Annotated in this window: 24 protein-coding genes and 1 pseudogene; 10 read left to right on the forward strand and 15 right to left on the reverse strand. The window is 39.8% G+C overall.

Going from position 1 to position 21,304, the window contains the following annotated elements:
* The first annotated feature begins 189 nt into the window (after positions 1-189).
* The 7 genes from DW793_RS15975 (at position 190) to DW793_RS10955 (ending at position 4,976) form a co-directional block, all read left to right on the forward strand.
* Positions 190-372 carry a DUF4367 domain-containing protein gene (locus DW793_RS15975; RefSeq protein WP_181988348.1) on the forward strand — a complete coding sequence of 61 codons (183 nt, stop codon included), beginning with the start codon at positions 190-192 and terminating at the stop codon, positions 370-372.
* A gap of 88 nt (positions 373-460) precedes the next feature.
* Entirely contained in the window at positions 461-886 is a 426-nt protein-coding gene (locus DW793_RS10930; protein WP_118158127.1) for a hypothetical protein, read from the forward strand.
* 128 nt (positions 887-1,014) lie between these two features.
* Positions 1,015-1,458, forward strand: coding sequence for a hypothetical protein (locus DW793_RS10935; RefSeq protein ID WP_117878587.1), 444 nt, complete (start codon positions 1,015-1,017; stop codon positions 1,456-1,458).
* Between the two features lie 50 nt (positions 1,459-1,508).
* Positions 1,509-2,624, forward strand: a complete 1,116-nt coding sequence (locus DW793_RS10940; RefSeq protein WP_118162524.1) for a hypothetical protein — start codon at positions 1,509-1,511, stop codon at positions 2,622-2,624.
* A gap of 9 nt (positions 2,625-2,633) precedes the next feature.
* Entirely contained in the window at positions 2,634-3,473 is an 840-nt protein-coding gene (locus tag DW793_RS10945; protein WP_117864490.1) for a hypothetical protein, read from the forward strand.
* Entirely contained in the window at positions 3,466-4,332 is an 867-nt protein-coding gene (locus DW793_RS10950) for a hypothetical protein (RefSeq protein WP_118158129.1), read from the forward strand. Before DW793_RS10945 ends, DW793_RS10950 begins: the two co-directional genes overlap by 8 nt.
* Before the next feature lie 2 nt (positions 4,333-4,334).
* Entirely contained in the window at positions 4,335-4,976 is a 642-nt protein-coding gene (locus tag DW793_RS10955) for an ABC transporter ATP-binding protein (protein WP_118158131.1), read from the forward strand.
* Between the two features lie 257 nt (positions 4,977-5,233).
* Here DW793_RS10955 and DW793_RS10960 read toward each other — a convergent pair whose 3' ends face one another.
* The 3 genes from DW793_RS10960 to DW793_RS10965 form a co-directional block, all read right to left on the reverse strand.
* Positions 5,234-6,553: an aspartate kinase gene (locus DW793_RS10960; RefSeq protein WP_117904640.1), complete on the reverse strand. Its 1,320-nt coding sequence runs from the start codon at positions 6,551-6,553 to the stop codon at positions 5,234-5,236.
* 198 nt (positions 6,554-6,751) lie between these two features.
* Positions 6,752-6,898: a hypothetical protein gene (locus DW793_RS14700; RefSeq protein WP_181988349.1), complete on the reverse strand. Its 147-nt coding sequence runs from the start codon at positions 6,896-6,898 to the stop codon at positions 6,752-6,754.
* 131 nt (positions 6,899-7,029) lie between these two features.
* Positions 7,030-8,949, reverse strand: coding sequence for an EAL domain-containing protein (locus tag DW793_RS10965; protein WP_118158133.1), 1,920 nt, complete (start codon positions 8,947-8,949; stop codon positions 7,030-7,032).
* A gap of 475 nt (positions 8,950-9,424) precedes the next feature.
* Between DW793_RS10965 and DW793_RS10970 the strand changes: the two genes are divergently transcribed.
* Both DW793_RS10970 and DW793_RS10975 read left to right on the forward strand, forming a co-directional pair.
* Entirely contained in the window at positions 9,425-9,673 is a 249-nt protein-coding gene (locus DW793_RS10970; RefSeq protein WP_118158135.1) for a DUF1490 domain-containing protein, read from the forward strand.
* The gene (locus tag DW793_RS10975; RefSeq protein ID WP_118158136.1) at positions 9,673-11,772 is read left to right on the forward strand and encodes a heavy metal translocating P-type ATPase; all 2,100 of its coding nucleotides are present in this window, start codon (positions 9,673-9,675) and stop codon (positions 11,770-11,772) included. Before DW793_RS10970 ends, DW793_RS10975 begins: the two co-directional genes overlap by 1 nt.
* 78 nt (positions 11,773-11,850) lie before the next feature.
* Here the strand turns inward: DW793_RS10975 and DW793_RS10980 are convergent, their stop codons facing one another.
* Complete coding sequence (locus tag DW793_RS10980; RefSeq protein WP_118158137.1) at positions 11,851-12,291, reverse strand: hypothetical protein; 441 nt, start codon at positions 12,289-12,291, stop codon at positions 11,851-11,853.
* Between the two features lie 90 nt (positions 12,292-12,381).
* On the opposite strand from DW793_RS10980, the pseudogene DW793_RS10985 reads away from it, so the two are divergent.
* Positions 12,382-12,588 (forward strand): annotated as a pseudogene (locus tag DW793_RS10985) (hypothetical protein).
* A 58-nt stretch (positions 12,589-12,646) separates the two neighbouring features.
* On the opposite strand, the gene DW793_RS10990 reads toward DW793_RS10985, so the two are convergent.
* The 11 genes from DW793_RS10990 to yidD form a co-directional block, all read right to left on the reverse strand.
* Positions 12,647-13,324: a hypothetical protein gene (locus tag DW793_RS10990; protein ID WP_118158138.1), complete on the reverse strand. Its 678-nt coding sequence runs from the start codon at positions 13,322-13,324 to the stop codon at positions 12,647-12,649.
* An 11-nt stretch (positions 13,325-13,335) separates the two neighbouring features.
* Positions 13,336-14,508 (reverse strand): SPFH domain-containing protein, encoded by a 1,173-nt coding sequence (locus DW793_RS10995; protein ID WP_118158139.1) that lies wholly within the window; start codon positions 14,506-14,508, stop codon positions 13,336-13,338.
* A complete protein-coding gene (locus DW793_RS11000) occupies positions 14,508-14,966 on the reverse strand; it encodes a hypothetical protein (protein ID WP_118158140.1) in 459 nt (152 codons plus the stop codon). Before DW793_RS11000 ends, DW793_RS10995 begins: the two co-directional genes overlap by 1 nt.
* A 2-nt stretch (positions 14,967-14,968) precedes the next feature.
* Positions 14,969-15,742, reverse strand: a complete 774-nt coding sequence (locus DW793_RS11005) for a hypothetical protein (protein ID WP_118158141.1) — start codon at positions 15,740-15,742, stop codon at positions 14,969-14,971.
* Positions 15,718-16,875, reverse strand: a complete 1,158-nt coding sequence (locus DW793_RS11010) for a hypothetical protein (protein ID WP_118158142.1) — start codon at positions 16,873-16,875, stop codon at positions 15,718-15,720. Before DW793_RS11010 ends, DW793_RS11005 begins: the two co-directional genes overlap by 25 nt.
* Before the next feature lie 158 nt (positions 16,876-17,033).
* Positions 17,034-17,204 carry a hypothetical protein gene (locus DW793_RS14705; protein ID WP_181988350.1) on the reverse strand — a complete coding sequence of 57 codons (171 nt, stop codon included), beginning with the start codon at positions 17,202-17,204 and terminating at the stop codon, positions 17,034-17,036.
* Positions 17,205-17,219: 15 nt separating this feature from the next.
* Positions 17,220-19,121 (reverse strand): ATP-binding protein, encoded by a 1,902-nt coding sequence (locus DW793_RS11015; RefSeq protein WP_118158143.1) that lies wholly within the window; start codon positions 19,119-19,121, stop codon positions 17,220-17,222.
* Between the two features lie 47 nt (positions 19,122-19,168).
* On the reverse strand, positions 19,169-19,903 hold the full coding sequence (locus tag DW793_RS11020; RefSeq protein ID WP_118158144.1) for a hypothetical protein: 735 nt from the start codon (positions 19,901-19,903) through the stop codon (positions 19,169-19,171).
* Between the two features lie 86 nt (positions 19,904-19,989).
* A complete protein-coding gene (locus tag DW793_RS11025; RefSeq protein ID WP_118158145.1) occupies positions 19,990-20,241 on the reverse strand; it encodes a hypothetical protein in 252 nt (83 codons plus the stop codon).
* 54 nt (positions 20,242-20,295) lie between these two features.
* Positions 20,296-21,042 carry a CFI-box-CTERM domain-containing protein gene (locus tag DW793_RS11030; protein ID WP_118158146.1) on the reverse strand — a complete coding sequence of 249 codons (747 nt, stop codon included), beginning with the start codon at positions 21,040-21,042 and terminating at the stop codon, positions 20,296-20,298.
* 17 nt (positions 21,043-21,059) lie between these two features.
* The coding region (yidD, locus tag DW793_RS11035; RefSeq protein WP_252969853.1) for a membrane protein insertion efficiency factor YidD at positions 21,060-21,304 on the reverse strand (245 nt) is incomplete at its 5' end.

Raw genomic sequence — 21,304 nt, forward strand, 5'->3', positions numbered from 1 at the left:
AGCGTCCCTTTGGGGATGCACAGCTCATCTGCTGCTGCCTTGGTGCCAATCTCCTTTGCGAGCTTTATTGCCTGCTTTTTAAACTCTTCATCATATTGTTTTCCTGTTCCCATTGATGACACACTCCTTTGTTTTTATTATACTTTGATTGTTTTGTATGTGTCAAGTTTTATTATACAGGATTAATATATGGATAATGAGCGAACGGATTTTACGAAGATTGAGATCGATGGTCAGGAATATTTGCTCTTTGAATCTGATACTGATGTGACGTGCATTTGGGATAACGGTAGGTATATATTGTCAATTTCCGGCAATCTTGACAAAGAAACTGTTATAGATTTATGCAAGTCTACAAAGTTACAAAAATAGTCTTACTAATTTGATTTTTTATTGTTATATAGGGTAGAGAGGTCGATTTGATCTTTCTACTCTATTTTTTTTGAAAGGATAATAAAAGATGAAAAAGTTATTAGCGTTACTTGTTTCTTCCATTATGGTGTGTGGCGGTGGCATATCTGTTTGTGCTGAGCCTCAGTTAAGTACTCCTATCGAAGGTGAATTCACAGAATACTATAAGTATACTTCCAAAGTTTATAACAGTATGACTATTTCAAATAAGACTGCTTCGTGCAAAAGTACGATAATGGGTTTTTCAGATAAGACAACTAAAGTGGTTGTTACACATACACTAGAGAAAAAGAGTGGAAAATGGTGGAGCAATGTTACAAGCTGGACAAAAACGTTCAACACATATACAGCGATATATACCACGTCTAAATCATCGTTAAGCAGCGGTACATACCGTCTTAAAACAATCGCAAAGGTCTATAATGGTTCTGATTATGAGACCATAACTATTTACAGCAAAACAGCGTCCTGCTAAAATAATAGGCTGTGTACAGAAAGGACAGGTGATTCCAATGCAGTAATAAAATTTATATAATCCAAAATCAAAAAACAAAACATTGACATTCAAATATTTGGATGTTATAATAAGAAAGGACGTTTAATATGAAAAAGATCGTAAAAAGGATCGCAGCTATGGGTGCTGCTGTTATGATGATGAGTTCTATGGCTATTGGGGCTAGTGCATATAATTCCGGAGATACATATTCAAGTGCGACGTGGACAATAAGTGCAAAATACACACAAAGCACTAAATCTATAACCAAGACTCTTAAAGCTGGCAATAAAGTTAAGATCAACAACGGTACAACAAAGAATGTTATTATAACAAGTTGGACTGGGCAAGATGAGGTGCTCTATTCTAATGTTACGTTTAGTTCACCAAATGGCAGCAATAAAGTAACGATAGATAAAAGAGACAATTATGAGTATTTTATAACGATGACATCGTCATATAAACCAACAGCAGAAGTGAAGAATAAAATCACACTCAATAATTATGATGAGGATGATATAAAAGCTTCAGGATACACAAGAACGCCTAAATAATGTGCTATGGCTGCTGCTTGTCGGCAGCCATTTTTATAAAAGGAGCAACGATGAAAGAAATATTTAAGATATTTGTACTTCTTGTGATGATATGTACGTTTACAGCCTGTGCAGCAGGCGGTAAAACCAGTGATACAAAAGATATCAGCATAAAGCTTGAGAGCTTTTCTGATGTAAAAAAAGATATTTTGTCAACTGATACAGAGTATGAAAATATTTCTGTACCGACTGAAACACTTCAAGCCTTGGCAAATGATCTGCCGGAAAAGGCTGAACTCGCTGACCTAAAGCAGGTGAACGATCGTGAGCAGTGTTTCGGTAAAATAAGGCCGCTGTTTATTTCCGACAAGGACTATAAGAAAGAGTATTATCAGGGCTTTGACAGTTCTTTTCCTGCCGGCAACGTTTATGATGACACAACGTACTATTTAAATGTTGCATCAAATGGAGGCATCGGATTTCTTTCTAAAGAATCTGCCTATGACTGTGAAACGATAAAAACAGTTTTTGTAGACAGACCCTATGAAGACGAAGAGTATGTTCTTGGCGGACAGACGTATAAACTCAGTCAGGGCGTTGAGTATGTAGACGGCTTTTTGCAGGCTTTGACCGACAGCGGATTTGGAAATATGAAAATAGCTTACGTTGATGTATTGAAATACGATCAGGAAAATGCTCTGCTTTTTCATATTCAAAGAACCGTCGATGGAATCGCCCTGAACGATTTCTTTTATAGCGACGGGGATTTTGATGAATATCCGTATTTTGGAGCAAAGCTGTATATGACCGCTCCAAACACCGTAGGAGAGTTCTTGGGAGATCATGGCTTTTGCGAGCTTGACGGCTCTGCGGAAAGTGTCGATAAATGCGTTACCTTAGAAAGTGCTTTAGATATATGTGAAAATACACTTGCGGCAAATCATAAATATACAGTCAATAAAATAGACCTCGGATATATGCAGAATGTTGTTAAAGCAAACGGTGAACCATGGAACAAGGATAGCGACGGACAGTTCTATTTTCAAGGTGATACAAAATATAAAACAGAGCTTGGCTGGTTTATATGGCTCGACACCACCACAGACAATGAACGAATGGTATTTGTCAATGCTCTGAATGGAGAAGCTTTGGTACTGTTCAACAATGCAGATGTTTCGGAAAACTGAGGATAGAACATGAATTTCAATAAGTGTCTGAAAACACAGCTTTATAAAATGCTCATCAGCCCTGTGCCTGTAATATGTGCCATTATGATATTTGGCTTGTGCTGTATAACAAATGTTTACACCGATGCAGACGGCGGAAAAGGCTATTCAGTATTGACCATACTGCTTTTGCGTGACCCCACAGAGGCTGTTGAAGGAAATTCTGTCGTTCGTGAAAATATCATTCGTGCAGCTATGAGCAGCTGGCTGATAATGTTTTCGCCTGTTGTATGCGTTCTGCCGTTTGTTAAAAGTGTTTCAGCAGAGAACAGCTCGTTAAAGCGGTTTGAAATGCAACGCAGCGGAAAAATTGCTTTTGCTGCATCAAGACTTGTGTCGGCGGTGCTTACTTCAGCGGCGGTACTTTGTCTGGGATACGGGCTTTTTGTGATATTTACAGTAATTATGTTTCCGTCTGTTATGGATACGAACAGTCATTCAGCTGCGGCAGTGCTTCATTCAATGAGTATAGGCTGCTTTTATTTGAGCCGAATGGCAGGTGCTTTTATAATAGGAGCGTTAAGTGCATTGCCTGCATATATCATCTCTGTTTTCAGCAGAAACAAATATATGATGACTTGCATACCGTTTATGTTCTTTTATTTTTACAATACTCTTATAAACAGACTTTCAAAAGGGTTTTCCGCCAATGTCGGAAAGATCGTCAGCTTATTTTCATTCAACGGGATATTCCGAGCCATAGAAAACGGCATGACTGTGTATGTGATCTTAGCCGCAGCCGTATTGATGATACTTGCGGCGATAATTGGCGTCAGCTTCTTGCAAAGGAGGTATGACTGTTGTGAGTAAAACAAGAATAAGGGCGGTATGGGGGACGGCACAAAGTGAATATATCAAATGGATATGCAGTTCAAGAATGTTGATATTTCTATGTGCATTGATATTCATAGATCAATTTGCCGTAAAGCCGTTAGTTGAGATATCAAAACAAACAGGCGTTAAACTTGGTCTGTTTGAGCCGTTTATTGCAATAACCAATTCAGACGTACTGCTGATGATAATGCCCATAGTTTTTATTACGCTTATAGGAGATTTTCCTAAAAACGATGGAAATATGCTGTTTTGCGTGCAGCGCACATGGCGTGTTAATTGGCTGCTTGGGCAAATGCTTTTTCTTGTTATGTCTTCACTTACATTTATGCTTGGAGTTATACTCAGCACGTTTCTTGCGGCGGCAGGTCATTTGCAATGGAGCGAACAATGGTCGGCAACAGTCACAGATTACAGCAGGCTCTTTCCCGAGAACGCCGATAGCTTTGCTGCAAATCTTATTCCTGAAAATCTTTACTACCAATATGTACCGCTGCGGTCGGCAGGCAATTCTGCGGTGCTGATATTTCTGCTGTTGTTGGTGTGCGGTCTTATTATGCTCGTTTTTGCAGAGCTTAGGCAAAAGCTTCTGGGTGTAGGCATAAATGTCTTTTTACTTCTGGCAGGCGGTGCGGCAATATACCTTGAAACGCCGATACGCTGGGCTTTTCCGTGTTGTAATGCCATAGTGAAAACGCATTTTACAAAGTTCTTCAGGCAGCAGATATATGAAATATCTTATTCCTACATATATTTCTTTTCAATCATAGTATCTTTGATCTTGCTGTCATTAGTTTTGCTACGGAAAACTAATTTTCTGACGGCTGGGGAGGAATGATAATGGATATCATAGGAGTTAGCAACGTGTGTCTTACTCTTGGCAAAACGGAGATACTAAAGCACATAAATGTGTCCTTTGAGGAGGGCAGGATACACGGACTTATCGGCAGAAACGGCAGCGGCAAAACGATGCTGATGAAGTGCATATGTGGTTTTATCAAGCCAACATCAGGCGAGATAACAGTTGACGGCAAGAAGGTCGGAAAGGACGTTGACTTCCCGAAAGATATGGGTATCATTATTGAAACACCTGGGTTTATCCCATACTATTCAGGCTACAAAAATCTCAAGCTGCTTGCAGGGCTCAACAACAAGATCGGCAAAGAGGAGATAAAAAGCAGTATGAAACAGGTGGGACTTGATCCTGACCTAAAGCGTCACGTTCGTAAATACAGCCTTGGTATGCGGCAGCGTTTGGGACTTGCACAAGCCATTATGGAAAATCCGAAGATACTCATTCTTGACGAGCCTTTCAATGGTCTTGACAAGGACGGCGTAAAAGAAATGCGTGAATATCTGCTCAGCTACAAAGAACAGGGCAAGACTATCCTTATTTGCTCTCACTCAGCGGAGGATATTTCTGTGCTGTGTGATACTGTGCATGAAATGGATAAGGGTGTGATAAGTGAGATCCAGGGGTGAGCTGATCAAAAAAACATCATCTGCGTCAGTGCGAGGCTTTGCCGTTGGCTAAGAATGGGACATTGGAAAATAAACCGGATAGCATTTTCAAATAAGTTTTGATATATAACGCAAAAAGACAGATACCTCAGTCAAATGAAGTATCTGTCTTTCTTATTTCTTAGTTATAGCCTGCTGTATAGGTCTTTCATAATAGTTGTTGAAAAGCTTCTATATTAGTACCGAGCTAAGCCGTCCGCCATATTTTTTATATTGTATTAAAGCTGTGTATCAACAAAAATTGTATAGATAGCCTTCATTGCAGATTCAAAATCAGCCTCGTTTACACCGATGATGATGTTAAGCTCGCTAGAGCCCTGATCTATCATCTTTACGTTTACATGAGCGTGTGCAAGGGCTGAGAATATTCTGCCTGCTGTACCTCTGTTTGACTTCATTGCACGTCCCACAACTGCAATAAGCGCAAGGTCTGTTTCAATATCAATTGTATCAGGGTGACAGTTTCTGTGCAGACCTGACATTATCTCCTGCTCCTTTGGAGCAAACTCTGCCTGATGAACAACGACAGACATTGTGTCGATACCTGAAGGCATATGCTCAAAGCAGATACCATTCTTCTCGAATACTTCAAGAACTCTTCTGCCGAAACCAAGCTCTGCGTTCATCATATCCTTTTCGATATTAACTACAGTAAAGCCCTTCTTTCCTGCTATACCTGTGATAGTGAATGCAGGCTTCTGAGATGTGGACTCAACGATCATTGTACCCATATCCTCAGGCTTGTTTGTGTTCTTGATATTTATTGGGATACCTGCTTTTCTTACAGGGAAAATAGCGTCCTCATGAAGTACGCCTGCACCCATGTAAGAAAGCTCTCTCAGTTCCTTATATGTTATGGTAGTGATAGGCTGTGGGTTGTCGATAATTCGAGGGTCGCATACCAGAAATCCTGATACGTCTGTCCAGTTCTCATAAAGATCAGCGTTTACTGCTGCGGCAACGATAGAGCCTGTTACGTCAGAACCGCCTCTTGAAAATGTCTTGATAGTATCGTTAGGCATTGAGCCGTAGAAACCAGGTATTACCGCATTGTCAAGTGTAGCAAGTCTTTGAGGAAGCACCTCATTTGTTCTTGCAGAATCGAACTGACCCTGATCGTTAAAATAGATAACATCGGCAGCGTCAATAAAGTTATATCCAAGATATTTAGCAAGAACGATACCGTTAAGATACTCGCCACGGGAAGCCGCATAGTCACGTCCCGCCTTGCCGATAAAGCAAGCCTTGATAGTTTCAAACTCCTTTTCAAGAGAAAGGTCAAGACCCAGATCATTGATTATGCCGTAATATCTTTCCTTGATAGCGTCGAACTCGCTGCTGAAATCCTTGCCCTTTGCAGCAAGATCATAGCAGCCGTAAAGCATATCAGTTACCTTTGTATCGTTTGAAAATCTTTTACCAGGAGCAGACGGCACAACAAATCTTCTTGAGCTTTCCGCTGTGATTATCTCCTTTACCTTTTTGAACTGCTCAGCACTTGCAAGAGAGCTTCCACCGAATTTTACAACCTTTGTCATTTCACAAACCCCTTATAAACTATAGAATTATTCCTGTCTGCGTACTTTTCCCACGCTGACGTTACAATAAATAGTATACCGAATTTGCGTGATTAAGTCAATGTATAAATGGACTAATTTTTATAGTTTTTTCGGTGTATGTTTGTGAAATACGCTTGTATTTGTATGACGGACAACTCATACTTATCTGTCTGCCTATTATCTGTAATGTTCGTCTATCCACTTATCATGTTTTCGTGAAAGAAAGCCCCAGCGTTCTTCAACACAAAATGCAGCAGATAAAACAAGCAGCAAAGAAAGCAGCACAGCCGCAATAATAAAAATAGCCATATTACTTACGTTCACAAGAACGCCTCCCGTCTCGGTTTTGTTATGACTATATTATAGCGTTCCTTACTTAAACAGACCTTAATGCAAAGTGAAAACTATGTAAAAAAAAGCCCCGACCGAAGTCAGGGCTTTTTTCATCAGACTGCTTAAACCGTCACAGCCTGAGTATTATTCTTTTTAAGCACCTCAATAAAATCTTTTTCAGGAACAGGCTTTGAGAAGTAGTATCCCTGAATGAAATCACAGCCCATGCCAAGAAGCGTGTCGAGCTGGTGCTTGTCCTCGATACCCTCGGCAACTATCTGCATATTGAGCTTCTTTATCATCGCCACTGTACTTTCAATGGCGATATGCGCCTTTTCGCTCTTGAAACATTCCCAGACTATTTCCTTTTCAAGCTTGATGAACCTGAAAGGCAGGCTGAGAAGATATGTCATATTTGAATATCCCGTACCATAATCGTCAAGAGCAAACTTCACACCATAGTCGGAAAGGGTCTTGATGTTTTTCTCCATAATGTGCGGAGTATACACCGCCGCAGTTTCCGTTACTTCAAGACAAATAGATGACGGGTCTACCTTGTATCTGTCCATAACGCTGAGAAGCTGCTCTACAAGGTCCGACTGCATACACTGGACTACCGACAGGTTTACCTGCACATATTCGATACCAAGTGAAGTTCCCATGCCTTTCTTTATAAAGCGGCAGGCTTCCTCGAAAACATATTTGCCTATTTTGAGTATCTTGCCGTTTTCCTCAGCTATAGGAATAAATTCCTGCGGAGAGATAAATCCAAGCTTTTCATCCTTAAGCCTAACAAGGGCTTCACAGGAAACTATCTTGTTTCTTGAACTTGAATATATCGGCTGATAGTATACCTCAAAGCCACGATTATCCAGAGCCTTGTCTATAGCATTCTCTACCTCGCTTCGACGTTTGCTGTCATAAAAGTTTATGTCAGTTGCATGAAGAAGTCTTTCAGTTTCAGGTTCACGATGCTTGAACTGCTCGATAAAGTCCACCAGCATATCTGCATTGTCAACGTCCTCAGGGCAGTCGATACGCATAAAGCAGGCTGTTATCAAAGTATCAACAGTACCTATATTCCAGTTTTCAGACAGCTTTTTCCTTATCGCACGATACGTTTCCCCCACCTTTTCAGAATCCTTCGGGAACATAAGAGCAAAGCATTCGTCCTCCAAATAAAAACCATCGCCCAGATTAACAAAGTTATAAAGATAGTCGGAAAAGCTTCTTAACAGAGAGTTGGAAAAACGTCCGCCAAAGGTTTTCATAAACATTTTGAAATCCGGTATCCTTATGAGCAATAATGTAAAATCAGAAGCTGAGGCATATTTTATGGAACACCTATTGACAAAGCTGCTCCAGTTGAGCATTTTTGTTCCTTGGTCTATCATATCGTCCTGACTTTGCAAAGTGAACATTATTAGAAGCATACATACAGACGCCACAAAGCACTCCACAAGAAGGTGTTTATTGATCATCTGAACAATTACCGCCACTACCGTCATTGAGATAAAGGCTGTTATAGAAGTGACCACTTGTCTTGAGAGCATACTTCTATTACCCATTGCGTAAACGATGCCAAATATAAGATAATAGATCGCCACAATGTATGTAAATGGCTGAAGAGTGCCACGATGATAACCACCTTGACTATCCACATAGATGATAAAATGTGTTGCAGGCGTCGTGATCACAAGCAAAAGATCAACGATCATCGGTGTATATAAAAAGCTTTTGAAAAGAGCCGACATCTCTTTAAAGCCGTCCGTCAGGAAAAGTATATAGATCACAAATAGAAACGGAATAAGATTATGTGTAAAATAATAAGCCGTATGGAAGAAGGTTTTAAGCCCTATACCCCATTCGCCGGTAGACAACACGCTTAAAATATCCAAAACAGTTGACAAAGCCGAGTCGCCCACGAGAATGCCAAAGACCTTATTCTTGCTGCACGGAATACGCTTTTTGAAATAGAATACAACTCCTGTGATAGCATATATCACAAGGGCGCATATATCATAATGGATTATATAACTCACAATGCAGACCTCCCCATATTATTATGATAATATTTTAACATAACTCTGTTATGGCTTCAACCGATTTAACAAAAAGTTATAATTTTTTTGGTTGTGTGCATAACTTACATATATAAATAAAAGTCCGAATTTATGGGTTTTGTCAATTATTATCTGTTAGTGGTAACGTTCATTCGTGCGGTTTACAGATCAGATACCATTAACTTTTTAACATTATCCAAAAGCTTCACCCGAAAATGAAAAGTTAGAAAAACGATGATAATTTAACTTGCGGCAAAAAATTATACATAGTTTTAAATGATTTTTAAATTTGTCGGTTTGACTTGACTAATAAACATCTTGGGATTATAATAAAAACGTGGTAAGAATCTGTCATAAGACTTGTAAAAAAACCGGTCTTTTGACAGAGTTTCTGTATATACCTAAATAATTAGTTCTTACTAATCTTTAAAGACGAAAACAGGAGGTAATAATTATGTTAAAATGTTTTAAAGACGAGAAATTCTGGTGTGCAGTAGGCGGAGCAGCCGCAGTTATTCTAGGCAAGAAGGTCGTAAAGGCTAAGAAAACAAGAGAGCTTGCCGTTACAGGTCTTGCAAAGGGAATGAAACTCAAGAGCGACGCTCAGTCAGCACTGAGAAGCATGAAGGACGAAGCATCTGACATCTGCTATGACGCTAAGGTCGAGGCAGGGATAGATGACAAGGAAGAAGTAACTGAATAATGAGAGCTCAGATCGTTTATGACAAGCCCTGCCGCATACGTTTCCGCTGTGGTAGCAACGCTTTCACAAAAGAACTTGAACGGTCGATACATAAGCTTGTTATGTCAAACCCGTGGGCGATCGCCTGCGAGGCTCACTATGAGAACGGCGGAATACTTATACGCTATAAAGAGGGTCACAGAGCCGAAGCTGTCGAACTTGTAAGAAAGCTCAGAGGAAGCGACCTAGCACCTGTCAGCGACAATCAGTATGACATCGAGGAGATAGACAGAACATTCAAATCTGACCTTGCAAAGCTTGTGATGCAAAGATATATAAGAAAAGCTGTTCTGCCTGCACCTATAGGCGCAGCACTTATCGTGTACAGCGGACTTAAATACATAGCAAAGGGCGTAAGCGCACTGTTTGACGGCAAGCTTACAGTTGAGGTGCTTGACGGATCGTCAATAAGCGCTTGTCTTATCCAGAAAAATTACAATACGGCTGGCACTGTCATGTTCCTGCTTTCTGTATCAGGCTTGCTGGAGGATTACACAAGAGCGAGAACAAGAGCCGCTCTTACTGACAGCTTGGCGATAAAGGCAGATCAGGTATGGCTGGCAGGCAAGGACGCTGATACTCTTATACCAATGTCACAGCTTCAGGTGGACGATTGCATAAGAGTTCGCACAGGAAGCGTTATTCCTGTTGACGGTCAGATAACCGAGGGCGAAGCTTACATAAATGAAGCTTCCATGACAGGCGAGCCTCTTGCGGTCATGAAGAGCGCAGGAGCAAGCGTATTTGCGGGAACAGTTGTCGAGGAAGGCTCAGTTGTGATAAAAGTTCGCAAGCTTTCTTCCGACACAAAGATAAGCAAGATAATCGAGCTTATCGACAACTCAGAAAACCTTAAAGCAGGGGTGCAGAGCAAAGCGGAGCGTCTTGCGGACTCTATCGTGCCGTACAGCTTCCTTGCCTTTGGTCTTACACTGCTGTTTACTAGAAATGTCACAAAAGCAGTTTCCGTGCTTATGGTGGACTATTCCTGCGCTATCAAGCTTTCAACGCCTATAGCCGTTATATCCGCTATTAAAGAAGCCGCTGATGATGACGTTACGATAAAGGGCGGAAAATATCTTGAAGAATACGCACTTGCCGATTCTATCGTTTTTGACAAGACTGGCACTCTTACAAACGCTGAGCCTGTGCTTGAAAAGGTAATAGCCCTTGGGGATTACTCCGAGGCGGAAACGCTGAAAATTGCGGCTTGCCTTGAAGAGCACTTCCCTCACAGCGTAGCGAGAGCTATAGTAAAGGGTGCGGCCGATAGAGATATCGACCATGCCGAGGAACACGCCGAGGTGCAGTATATAGTTGCCCACGGAATTTCAACAACGCTTCACGGCAAACGTGCTATCATAGGAAGCAGGCATTTTGTCTGCGAGGACGAAGGCATAGAGATAACAGACGAACAGCAAGCTGAGATCGACGAAAAGTCGGGAGCTTGCTCAGTGGTTTATCTTGCTGTAGGCAACAAGCTCACAGGTGCGCTCTGCATAAGCGACCCGCCCAGACCTGAAGCTGAGGAAGCTGTTAAACAGCTCAAAGAAGCAGGCATAACAAATATCATTATGCTCACAGGCGACAGCGCAAAGGCTGCCGAGATAACTGCACAGAAGCTTGGCATATCAGATTTCAGGGCGCAGGTTCTTCCTGAGGACAAGCACAGATATGTTCAACAGCTCAAAGAGCATGGACACAGAGTAATAATGGTCGGCGACGGAATAAACGACGCTCCAGCCCTTGCGGCGGCGAACGTTTCTGTTGCAATGAGCGATGCTTCCGATATCGCAAAGGAAACTGCCGATATCACAGTTCGTGGTGCAGACCTTACACAGCTTGCGGCTATAAGACAGCTTAGCGAAAAGCTAATGCAACGAATAAACAGTAACTACAGATTTATACTGCTGTTCAATTCAGTGCTTCTGCTGTCAGGAGCTTTCGGACTTTTGCAGCCGTCAGCCTCAGCGCTTCTGCACAACGCTTCAACAATGGCGATCTGTGCAAAGAGCATGACCCCTTTAGAGGATAAAAAGCGCAAAAAGAAAAACAAGTAAACAAAATATAAAGAGCGAATGATCGTAACGTCATTCGCTCTTTTTGCATCTTGATAAATGTAACGCTTTTTTCTTAAATTACCTAGCAGGTGTACAGTAGCAAATAGAATAAACTGTGATATCACCGTTTTTTGCCGCAGCATGAAGCTGATCCAGCTTATCAAAACCTGCACCAAGCTCCTTTACACAGTCTGCATATGTGAACTTAGCATAGTAATGATCATTCGCTCTGCCTGTTTCGCTAGGCTGAACTCTTGCCCAGTTTGCTCCTCCTGACCAGCTCTGGAGAATAAGCTCAAGCTCGTTCTCTGCACCAGAATACTCAACATAGAAATAGCCATTTGAAGAAAGATACGAAACATCAAAACTGCCATAATTTTTTGAAGTCATAACTGAAACTGCCTGACCCCATGAGCCACATGATTTTGCGCCCCAGAAAATAGATACATATGGATCCTGCTCCGGCTTATCAGGGTCAACCGGGTCTACCGGATCAACAGGTTCTGTTGCGCCCTGCAAAAATATTATTACAGTTTTCGTATAGGGCTGGACTCCTGCTGTATCATCGGATATAATGTACCTACACTAAATCACAGGAGGTACTCCACCATGTTAAAGACACCCGAATTGGCTATGCCGAATCCACGCAAGGTTACTACCATTTGCAACGGAAAGCGTGAGGTCTGGACCGATTATGAACAGGCAAAAGAATATTTCCTTGAAATGATGATGTCAGCCTAGGGTGAGGAGAGTGAACGAGCAGAGTGCGTATACATTCAGCTACTTCACGGACTTGACGAGTGTTCAGACGAATAAAACAATAAGAAGCGCTACCTAAAAATGGGGTAACGCTCCTTATTAATAGAGAATATAATCAGTTATTGTATTTCAATTGTCTATTTCTTTCATCTGCTAATCTTGTGATTTTATTACAAGTTGAAGCAATTTTATCATTATCAGCACTATTAACAGCAGCTTCAAGTGCATCGATCTGATCCATTACATCTAATTCAATTTGGCGAACTGAATGATTTGATTTCACCGGGCTGCCATGTATCATATCATAAACTGTTTCAACCTTTTTCTTTGTCTTTTTATCTGATATCATATCGACTAAAGGAAGAATACGAGCTGAACAATCTTTGACATATCTTAGCTCCATTTCATGCCTTTCTACGCTATCTGCTGTGTTTTCATTGGCTATCATATGCGAGAGCAGCATAATTGCATAGAAACCGGCAATAATTACTTGCACTATCAGTGCTGGTTTATAGGATTCCATATTGATAAGGCAAAAGATCACACCTACTATAAATTCGACCATAAAATATGCTGAAGAAATAGAATACAGTGAGAATCCAAAAACAGCGGCACTGCTTGATTGCCTTATTAAGAAAGGAGTAATGATAAGTAATAGATATGAAAGATGAATGAAACCATAAGAAATCCATACAGATAAATTATGATCAGTTCCTCCGGCAACAAAAAACACAGTATTAAAGACGGTAAGAAAAACTAAATCTAAAAGAATCCAAAGAATACGTTTTTTCAATCTGTCTCACCTCACATTCGACTTAGTATCTCTGATTTTTTTGCATCATATTCCGATTGTTCTATCAGTCCTGCATCAAGCATTCTTTTTAGCTTGCCGAGTACTTCCATTGGATCTTCCTGCGATGGCGAAGGTGGTGTTTGAGTGTTATTTCCTTGCGGAGCTTGACCAAATCTTCCGGAGGGAGCTTGCTGAAATGGTTGCGGTTGCTGGACAGAAACGGAATTGCTCATTGGTGCAAACATTTGCTGTGCCATACTGCCAAACGCACCGCCTGCTGCCATTCCCATACCCATACCGGCACCTGCGGCGGCTACACCACCAGCCCCCGGATTCATTGACAAGTTGCCGAGAATATTAGCAGCCTGCTGTTTGCCCCAATCATTACCAAGAATACCCATAACAGCTTTATCAGCCTGAGCATTTCTCACTTTTGCGATTGCATCAATTCCGATCTCGTCATATCTTCTTCTAAGTTCATCATCATCAATATCAACAGCGGCAACGGTAAACTTGACGCACTTCAAACCGTAATCATCAAGTATTTCCTGCATAAAAGGTTCAATTGTGTCTGATAGTTCATCAAGCCTTGAATCAATACCGAGTATTTCAGTATCAGATTCATTTATCGCTCTTGCGATTACAGATTTGATCTTGCTCTGAAATTCATTGATAAAATACTTGTTAAGCTCTTCCTGCGTCTGATAGAATACATTATTGCCAATAAGCTTCTCCAAGAATTTTACAGGATCACCGATCTGAACCTTGTATGCGCCTCTTGCTCTCAGCTTTGTAGCAATGCCAAGCATTTTATCTCTGACCTGTATTGGGGAATCTGTACCCCATCTGATTTCAACGCTATGCGCTTTTCTTACAAAGTAAACAACACAGTTAAACGTGCTTACACCGCCGGTAAATGCATTTCGAAGGCGGCTGATAAAAGGATAGTTTTCTGTTGAGAGCTTGTATGTTCCGTTATCAAAAGTTTGTTCAACAGTTCCACCCTTGATAAAGATTGCTTCTTCACCGGGCATTACAATAAGCGTAGAATTGGTATTGAAATCCTCTTCCGGCTGTCTCCATATAAGAAGTTCGCCCGGACCTGAGTTTTTTATCACTTCAGCCCAATGCTTTTTGCCCTCTGTATATGCAACCTCATTGGGATTTTTTCTGAAAAGCGCCATTAAATCTCCTCCTTAAAATAATTATAGAGTTTTTTCACAGAATCTGATACCATACCATTCATTGTTGATAGGTACTCTAAATATGAAGTTATTTCAGAAGAATTTAAAGTTTCATTTGCATCCAATGAACTAACTATATTTGATATCAAATCTTTTTGTATTTGCATCTGTAAAAAATCCATTCTTCCTCCGTTATAGTCGAGAGAGTTGAGATTCGGAAATGCAGATACTATCATTTTATACTCAGCAGTACCGGCATAGAGTACTTTGTGTGTATTAACTCCGTAAACAGAATACTGATATTTAATGTTTTTATAGTCAAAATCACTTATCTTAATTACAAAAATGACGTACCACGTTTCTTTGTTTCTGATTATAAAACAATCTTTACATTGAACCTGCATTCCTTTTAATCTGTATTCAGGAGAATCATATATTTTGGCTATTATATCATTCATAATTATTTCCTCCTTGCAATAACGCACCCTTGTGCAGAAATGCGCATTTTACCTGACCCCATATAGGCACGGGAAAGGTATTCTTTTGGTATCATCTTTGTTGTTCCATTGCCTGTATCTGAAACGATAAAATGTGTCAATTGTCCGTCGTTATTGTATACAGCATTTGAAACATTAACAAAATGATCGGCTTTAAATACGCCATTTCCATTTTTAATGCTCATATAGGTATTTACTCTGTCGGCGTATCTTGAATCGGACTGATAACGATCCATATCAACAGTGCTGGGATCAAAATCAACAGCTTTGTCATAATTCCACATAAGGTCATGATTAACAGCCATTGTTGCTACGCCGCCGTTTTTTATCTGTTCTCCAACATAATCAATATCAGGAATGCCATTTCCCATATATTCGTCTGCTTCTAATCCATTAGCTTCGTAGAATTCTCTGACATTTGTTTCGTAAGTACCGCCACTATTATAATAATCGACAGTACCATCATTATTATAGTCTAATCCACAGTTTTGAGTTTCTAATGCATAATTTGCCAATCTATTTTCGCTTGTAACTTCACGACCATACAAATCATTAATGCTTTTTGCAGTACTTGCTATTCCGCAATCTTGATACATACCGATATCATTTTGACCTTGTCTCCCCATCATATGAGACATTCTTCCCATTGGATTTGGATAAACAGTGACTTGCTCTTTTGTATCATTATTCTGGAGAGTTGCATATTCTGATGTTAGTAGATTGTCAACAACTTCCATTTTTGATCCGCTATCAAACTCAATTGTTCTTGAAGCTCGCTTAAATCATCAGGTTTAATATTCCTTTCATTAAAATCAGTTAGCAGCTTACTTGCCGTTTTAGGATCAGCTTTTTTGATTTCTTCATATTCTGTTTCTGTCAAATCTTCTAATCTTGTTTTTTTATTAGTTGTGTCAGCATTTGAAGATGAATCTGAAGTATCAGAAGCAAAAAGCTCACTTGGAATTTTTCCGTTTATCAACTCTTTTGATTGTGTATCGGTCAATTCCTTTCGCAAAGCAGGTAATTCATAATCAGGATAAGCTGCACTTTGCAATTCGCGCCATACCGGATCTTGTGAATATGTATCAAAGTCATCTTGTCCATAATTGTGAGAATTCATATAATCGGACAACTGAGACCTTGCACTTTCCTGAGTTAATTCGGGCAGTTCATAGTCGGGATGCTCTTTTCGCATCAGATTACGCCATTCAGGGTCTTGCGAGTAAGTGGAGAAATCATCTCTGCCATAATTATGACTATTCATATACTCCGAAAGACTTGATGCCGTCTTTTTTTCAGTATCTGTTTGTTCAGGCAAAACATCTGACTTTTCAGTGTTAAAATATTTTTTGTTTTCTTCTGCCTCAGAAGCAGTATCTTCCGCAGTGTCGGCTTCATCATCGACAGACGTATCAGCGGTATCCTCTGTCATTTCAGATTCTTCACTGTCGGTATCAGCGGTATCTTCCGCAGTGTCGGATTCATCGTCAGCAGACGTATCATCAGTGTCCTCTGTCATTTCAGATTCTTTACTGTCGGTATCAACAGTTTCTTCTGATGTGTCAGCTTCATCATCAATAGGCATATCCTCAGAATCTTCTGTTATTTCAGATTCTTCGCTGTCGGTATCAACAGTTTCTTCTGATGTGTCAGCTTTATCATCAACAGACGTATCAGCGGTGTCCTCTGTAATTTCAGGCTCTTCACCGTTGGTATCAGCAGTATCTTCCGCGGTGTCGGCTTCATCATCGGCAGACGTATCAGCGGTGTCCTCTGTCATTTCAGACTCTTCGCTATCGGTATCAGAGGTATCTTCCGCAGTATCGACTTCATCATCAGAATTAGTTTCATTGAGTTCTTCGTCCGACATATCTTCGCTGATCTCATCTGAATCATCAGTATCGGAATTAGTATCATCGAGTTCTTCATCAGATACATCTTCGTTGATTTCGTCTAAATCATCAGTATCGGCATCGGTATCATCAAGTTCTTCATCAGATACATCTTCGTCGATTTCGTCTAAATCATCTATATCGCATCGGTATCATCAAGTTCTTCACCAGACATATCTTCGTCTATATCTTCGGTATCAATATCAGAATCATCATAAGAATCGTCAAAATCTGAAGAGGTATCCTCGGATATATCACTTGAACCGCTATCGCCGGTATCTGTACTCATATCTACATCGTCGTCCATAACTTAACCTCACATTTATTTTCTTAACGAGTTTTCTACTATCTTATCTTTTAAGCGAATTTTAGTTCCGTATTTGATTCTTCTCCAAAGGTGCATTTTTACGCATGATAATAACTGAGCGTCAAACGGTTCATCGTTCAATTCAGCGATAACAAGCTTGCTGATCTGACCAAATACCTTTTTTACAATTTCAAGCTCCTTGCTGTCAGGTTTGAAATTTCTTACGAATATACGTCTTGCAATTTCTCTCGCAAGTATTCTACGGTTATAATCACAATTATTGTGGCAGTATGGAGTCAAACCACATTCGGGATATGGTCTTAACTTATCCTGTTTATTTTCCCAATAGGTTGAGAGCTGCTTTATTCCATCGTCAGACAAAGAGATGCTAATGTTATTTTCAAGCCTGTAATCAGGTGTGATTACTTCTTCCGGTTCGTCAAGCTTGTTAAAAAACAGAAATGCTTCGCCTGGTTTCAGCTTTGCCAATTGTTTTATTTGTTCGTCAGACATATTCATGCTATCTCCGATTATCTGCTTATCTTCACCTTCTACAAGCCTAAATACCATTTTCATATCTGTAAGAGCAACAACATCTGTAGTAACTTTACGGGGTGATTGGTCGGCTATGATCAGACCAACACCATAGGAACGTATTTCAGCAAGCATTCTTTTAACAAGTCCCTGAGCAATTGCACTTGGATTTGCATCACCTTGTCCTGAATTGGTATCAGCATCAAGCAACACATGAGCTTCTTCAAGTAGAATAACGTTCTTCAGTCCGCCTTCTCCAATATAATTCGCATTAACATATGCAAGTATAGAAAGCAATAATAACGATATTATGAGTGCTTTTTGATCACTGTTTTCAATAGCTGCCAGCTCTATAATAGTGGGTTTCTGCAACAGATCCTCAAGTGGGATAGAGAAATAGTTGTCAAACAGGTTCACTAAGCTGTTTAATCTTACAACTCCGGCTCTGCCAATATTTTTAGCATCTCCGGTATATCCAATCTCATCAAAAGTCTGCTGAAAGCATTTGATAAAGTCGGAGATATTAAATACTTTACCCTTGTCATCAATAGTATAATTATCAAGCCACCTGAAATCAGAATAGCAATTATTTATAGATTCTTCGAAAATCTTATCAAGGGGAGTTGACATTGAGACTGCTGCAGCAAATGCGGTTTTTAATGTGGACTTATACGTTTCAAGCCGTACATTCTTTGGAGGAACAAAAGGATTGAATACAAATGGGGAAATGAAATTTTTTCCCGGAGTAAACACCTGTAATTCTGGTATGCTCTGAACAAGAGAGCGATACTCGTTTTTTGCAGGCTCAATAACAAGGAACGGAATATGATGATGTTTCCATAGCCTGTCAAGTAAGCTGACAGAAAATGTTGTTTTACCTGAACCCGGCGTACCAACAACAAGCATATGTTTGGCAAGGTCTTTTAAAGCAAATCCTATCGTATCTCCGTTTGCAGATGACCGCAGCTTGCCTACAGTAATATCCCCAGTGTTGATTATGTTGTCTGTATATGTTTTGCTGTCTTTTCCGGATTCATTAACAGGCAGACCGGCATATACTCTGTCACTTCCGATCGGCAAACGAAACAATTCGCTTGCTTCGTCAGAGGTGAGGACATAAGGAAGTCTGTACAGACTGTTCCTAAAAACGCCTGAACTCCAAATCTGTGCATTTCTACCGATATTGATCAATAGTTCATTAACAGCCCAAGGCAAAGGATATAATCCATTATTTTTATTGACCTGAACGGGATCAATATCAACTATTTTCAAATTTGCCTGTCTGTCTTTGGAAGTTGCGATTTGTCCGTATACTCTGCCTGCGATATTAGAAGCTGAATCAGCATCACCAAATATCAGGACATTAAAAGAGTATAGCGGCATATTCTTCCTGTCGGCATAGTATTTGTAGATCTCAGCGTGCTTTTCAGCTAATGCAAAGCTATATTTCCAACACCCTGATCCATAATACCTTTACTGAGTGTTTCCAACATCTGAGTTGTATTATCAATTTCGGCAGTTTCGTTTTGATAATATACTGTTGGCATAAGCTGTATTGATAAAGCACAGCCCGGATAATTGATAAGCGTATTAACGATACGGCTCAAATCGCTGTCGGTTTCAGGCAATACATCATAAGAATAGCAATATGGCATAAGTGGACTGTTAAGGTTTTCAGCCTTTTCTTCCTTTATTATCGCCTTGACCGAGGAATCCTTTATACCGGCAATGTCTTTTATAAGAGCATCATTATCATAATCTGCGTATTCATATTTTTGCAGCCTTAAAGAGTCACAAATCAGCTTTTTTACTCTATCGACTGATTTCAAAGCAGATATATTATCATTGTCAATCGAGCGTATAATAACAATAAGTCTAATACGAGCATTGAAAGTTTGATTTGCTACCTCTTTAGTCAGCCACAACAGCTCAATTGACAGTTCTTTAGAAACGCCAGACGATGTGCTGATATTTTTATAAACCTGATATATCTCCGAAAGCAGTCCATTTATATCAGACTTGTATTTTTGTAATGTTTCAGCTTCTGTTATTTCCAACCTGGAATTTATGATTGACATATGGGGGATAGAAGTAATTTCAACAGCCTTTAGAGCGACAACTTCTCCCGAACTGAGTTTTGAAAAGTATTTGTTATCTTCTCCCATCATTTTCTCCTTATGAGTTCAATAATACAAAAGTCTACTATATAGTCGGTAGGTTAGCTATATAGCAGACTCTTGCAATATTATTACTAATTCCTTTTGCAAAAAACGAGCATATTAAATGTGATATGTTCGTACTGAGAACCCATTCCCAGCATAGAGGTGCATCCTGCCAAGCAGCCCTTGTCCTTGGTTACAGGAATCTCCTGAATACAAAGAAGTTCCCAACCACCAACGGCTTCCTGATCAATAATTGCTGCATACTGTCTTACAGCATCAGTATAACTATCATTCTTTTTGATAACAAGTCCAATAGGACCAGCAACAGTTTTATATTGCATAATTATTCCTCCTTATTTTAAAAATTATTATCAATAACCTACCGCTATTGTTCTTTAGTAGCTGATTTTTTTCCTGAATGAATCCAAAAATCTTCTGATTTCTTTTTCGATTATTGAATCCGGTTTTATAAATCTTATCATGTAAGGACTGATTGAGTAATAAAAACGTATGAAAATTCTTCCTGATAAGTGCTTGGACAAAACATCATCTCTGAATCTTCTCAACTCCATAACTTCGTTACAAGTGTATGAACCGTATACTGCGGTTGCAATATAGCAGCCTGTTTTATTCTTTCCGCTGAGATCATGACTCGATTGATCCAACTGACCACTTTTAGCAAGGTTAATATAATCTTCTGTTTCTTTGATTGCAAGCTTATATTTCATTGCTTGCTCAGAAGGTGCATATTTTATAGCCCTGTACGCATACTTAACTAAAGCGTTTGACATCATTGATGCTTTAGTTAATGCGCCAGAGTTACCGTATTTATCTCTGTACCCGTAGTAGCTATCAAAAGCACACTGACATGAATACAATCCCCAATACGCTTCATGACAATTTGGTTTTATCTCAAGGATCTTATTGAACAGATCAACAGCTTTATCCAGATTGCCATCTTCAATAGCCCGATTAGCATTCAAAAGATAAGTCTTGGCTGTTGGAAGTCCATCAATCGTTATTATATCAATAACTTTATGCTGTGTGTGACAGCATTCACATTCAGCAAATCCATTCAAATCTACATCATCGACTTGGATCTTACCACCACAATTGTTACAGATTGCAGGCTGAAACGCCATATGTATCTCTCCTTATATCACGGATAATCTATTCCGCCATTTGGCCAATGGCATCTTAAAAGGCGATTATACCCCTTATATACACCTCGAATAACTCCATATTTCATTATTGCAAGCTTCATATATTCTGAACAGCTTGGTTCAAAACAACATAACTTTCTGACTTTTTCGGGTGCATATCTTTGATATATTAAAATCATCCAGATTAGAAATTTCTTTGTAAATATAATGCATATTATCAAAAATATAATTGAGATTAATA

The organism is Ruminococcus sp. AM31-15AC (genome assembly GCF_003462045.1).
Taxonomy (GTDB): Bacteria; Bacillota; Clostridia; order Oscillospirales; family Ruminococcaceae; genus Hominimerdicola; species Hominimerdicola aceti.

Bases quoted from the DNA above. Each gene is read 5' to 3' on its own strand.
- DW793_RS15975 (WP_181988348.1), top strand. From the start codon at position 190: ATGGATAATGAGCGAACGGATTTTACGAAGATTGAGATCGATGGTCAG.
- DW793_RS10930 (WP_118158127.1), top strand. From the start codon at position 461: ATGAAAAAGTTATTAGCGTTACTTGTTTCTTCCATTATGGTGTGTGGC.
- DW793_RS10935 (WP_117878587.1), top strand. From the start codon at position 1,015: ATGAAAAAGATCGTAAAAAGGATCGCAGCTATGGGTGCTGCTGTTATG.
- DW793_RS10940 (WP_118162524.1), top strand. From the start codon at position 1,509: ATGAAAGAAATATTTAAGATATTTGTACTTCTTGTGATGATATGTACG.
- DW793_RS10945 (WP_117864490.1), top strand. From the start codon at position 2,634: ATGAATTTCAATAAGTGTCTGAAAACACAGCTTTATAAAATGCTCATC.
- DW793_RS10955 (WP_118158131.1), top strand. From the start codon at position 4,335: ATGGATATCATAGGAGTTAGCAACGTGTGTCTTACTCTTGGCAAAACG.
- DW793_RS10960 (WP_117904640.1), bottom strand. From the start codon at position 6,553: ATGACAAAGGTTGTAAAATTCGGTGGAAGCTCTCTTGCAAGTGCTGAG.
- DW793_RS10970 (WP_118158135.1), top strand. From the start codon at position 9,425: ATGTTAAAATGTTTTAAAGACGAGAAATTCTGGTGTGCAGTAGGCGGA.
- DW793_RS10975 (WP_118158136.1), top strand. From the start codon at position 9,673: ATGAGAGCTCAGATCGTTTATGACAAGCCCTGCCGCATACGTTTCCGC.
- DW793_RS10995 (WP_118158139.1), bottom strand. From the start codon at position 14,508: ATGGCGCTTTTCAGAAAAAATCCCAATGAGGTTGCATATACAGAGGGC.
- DW793_RS11000 (WP_118158140.1), bottom strand. From the start codon at position 14,966: ATGAATGATATAATAGCCAAAATATATGATTCTCCTGAATACAGATTA.
- DW793_RS11005 (WP_118158141.1), bottom strand. From the start codon at position 15,742: ATGGAAGTTGTTGACAATCTACTAACATCAGAATATGCAACTCTCCAG.
- DW793_RS11010 (WP_118158142.1), bottom strand. From the start codon at position 16,875: ATGTCGGACGAAGAACTCAATGAAACTAATTCTGATGATGAAGTCGAT.
- DW793_RS14705 (WP_181988350.1), bottom strand. From the start codon at position 17,204: ATGGACGACGATGTAGATATGAGTACAGATACCGGCGATAGCGGTTCA.
- DW793_RS11015 (WP_118158143.1), bottom strand. From the start codon at position 19,121: ATGCCGCTATACTCTTTTAATGTCCTGATATTTGGTGATGCTGATTCA.
- DW793_RS11020 (WP_118158144.1), bottom strand. From the start codon at position 19,903: ATGGGAGAAGATAACAAATACTTTTCAAAACTCAGTTCGGGAGAAGTT.
- DW793_RS11025 (WP_118158145.1), bottom strand. From the start codon at position 20,241: ATGCAATATAAAACTGTTGCTGGTCCTATTGGACTTGTTATCAAAAAG.
- DW793_RS11030 (WP_118158146.1), bottom strand. From the start codon at position 21,042: ATGGCGTTTCAGCCTGCAATCTGTAACAATTGTGGTGGTAAGATCCAA.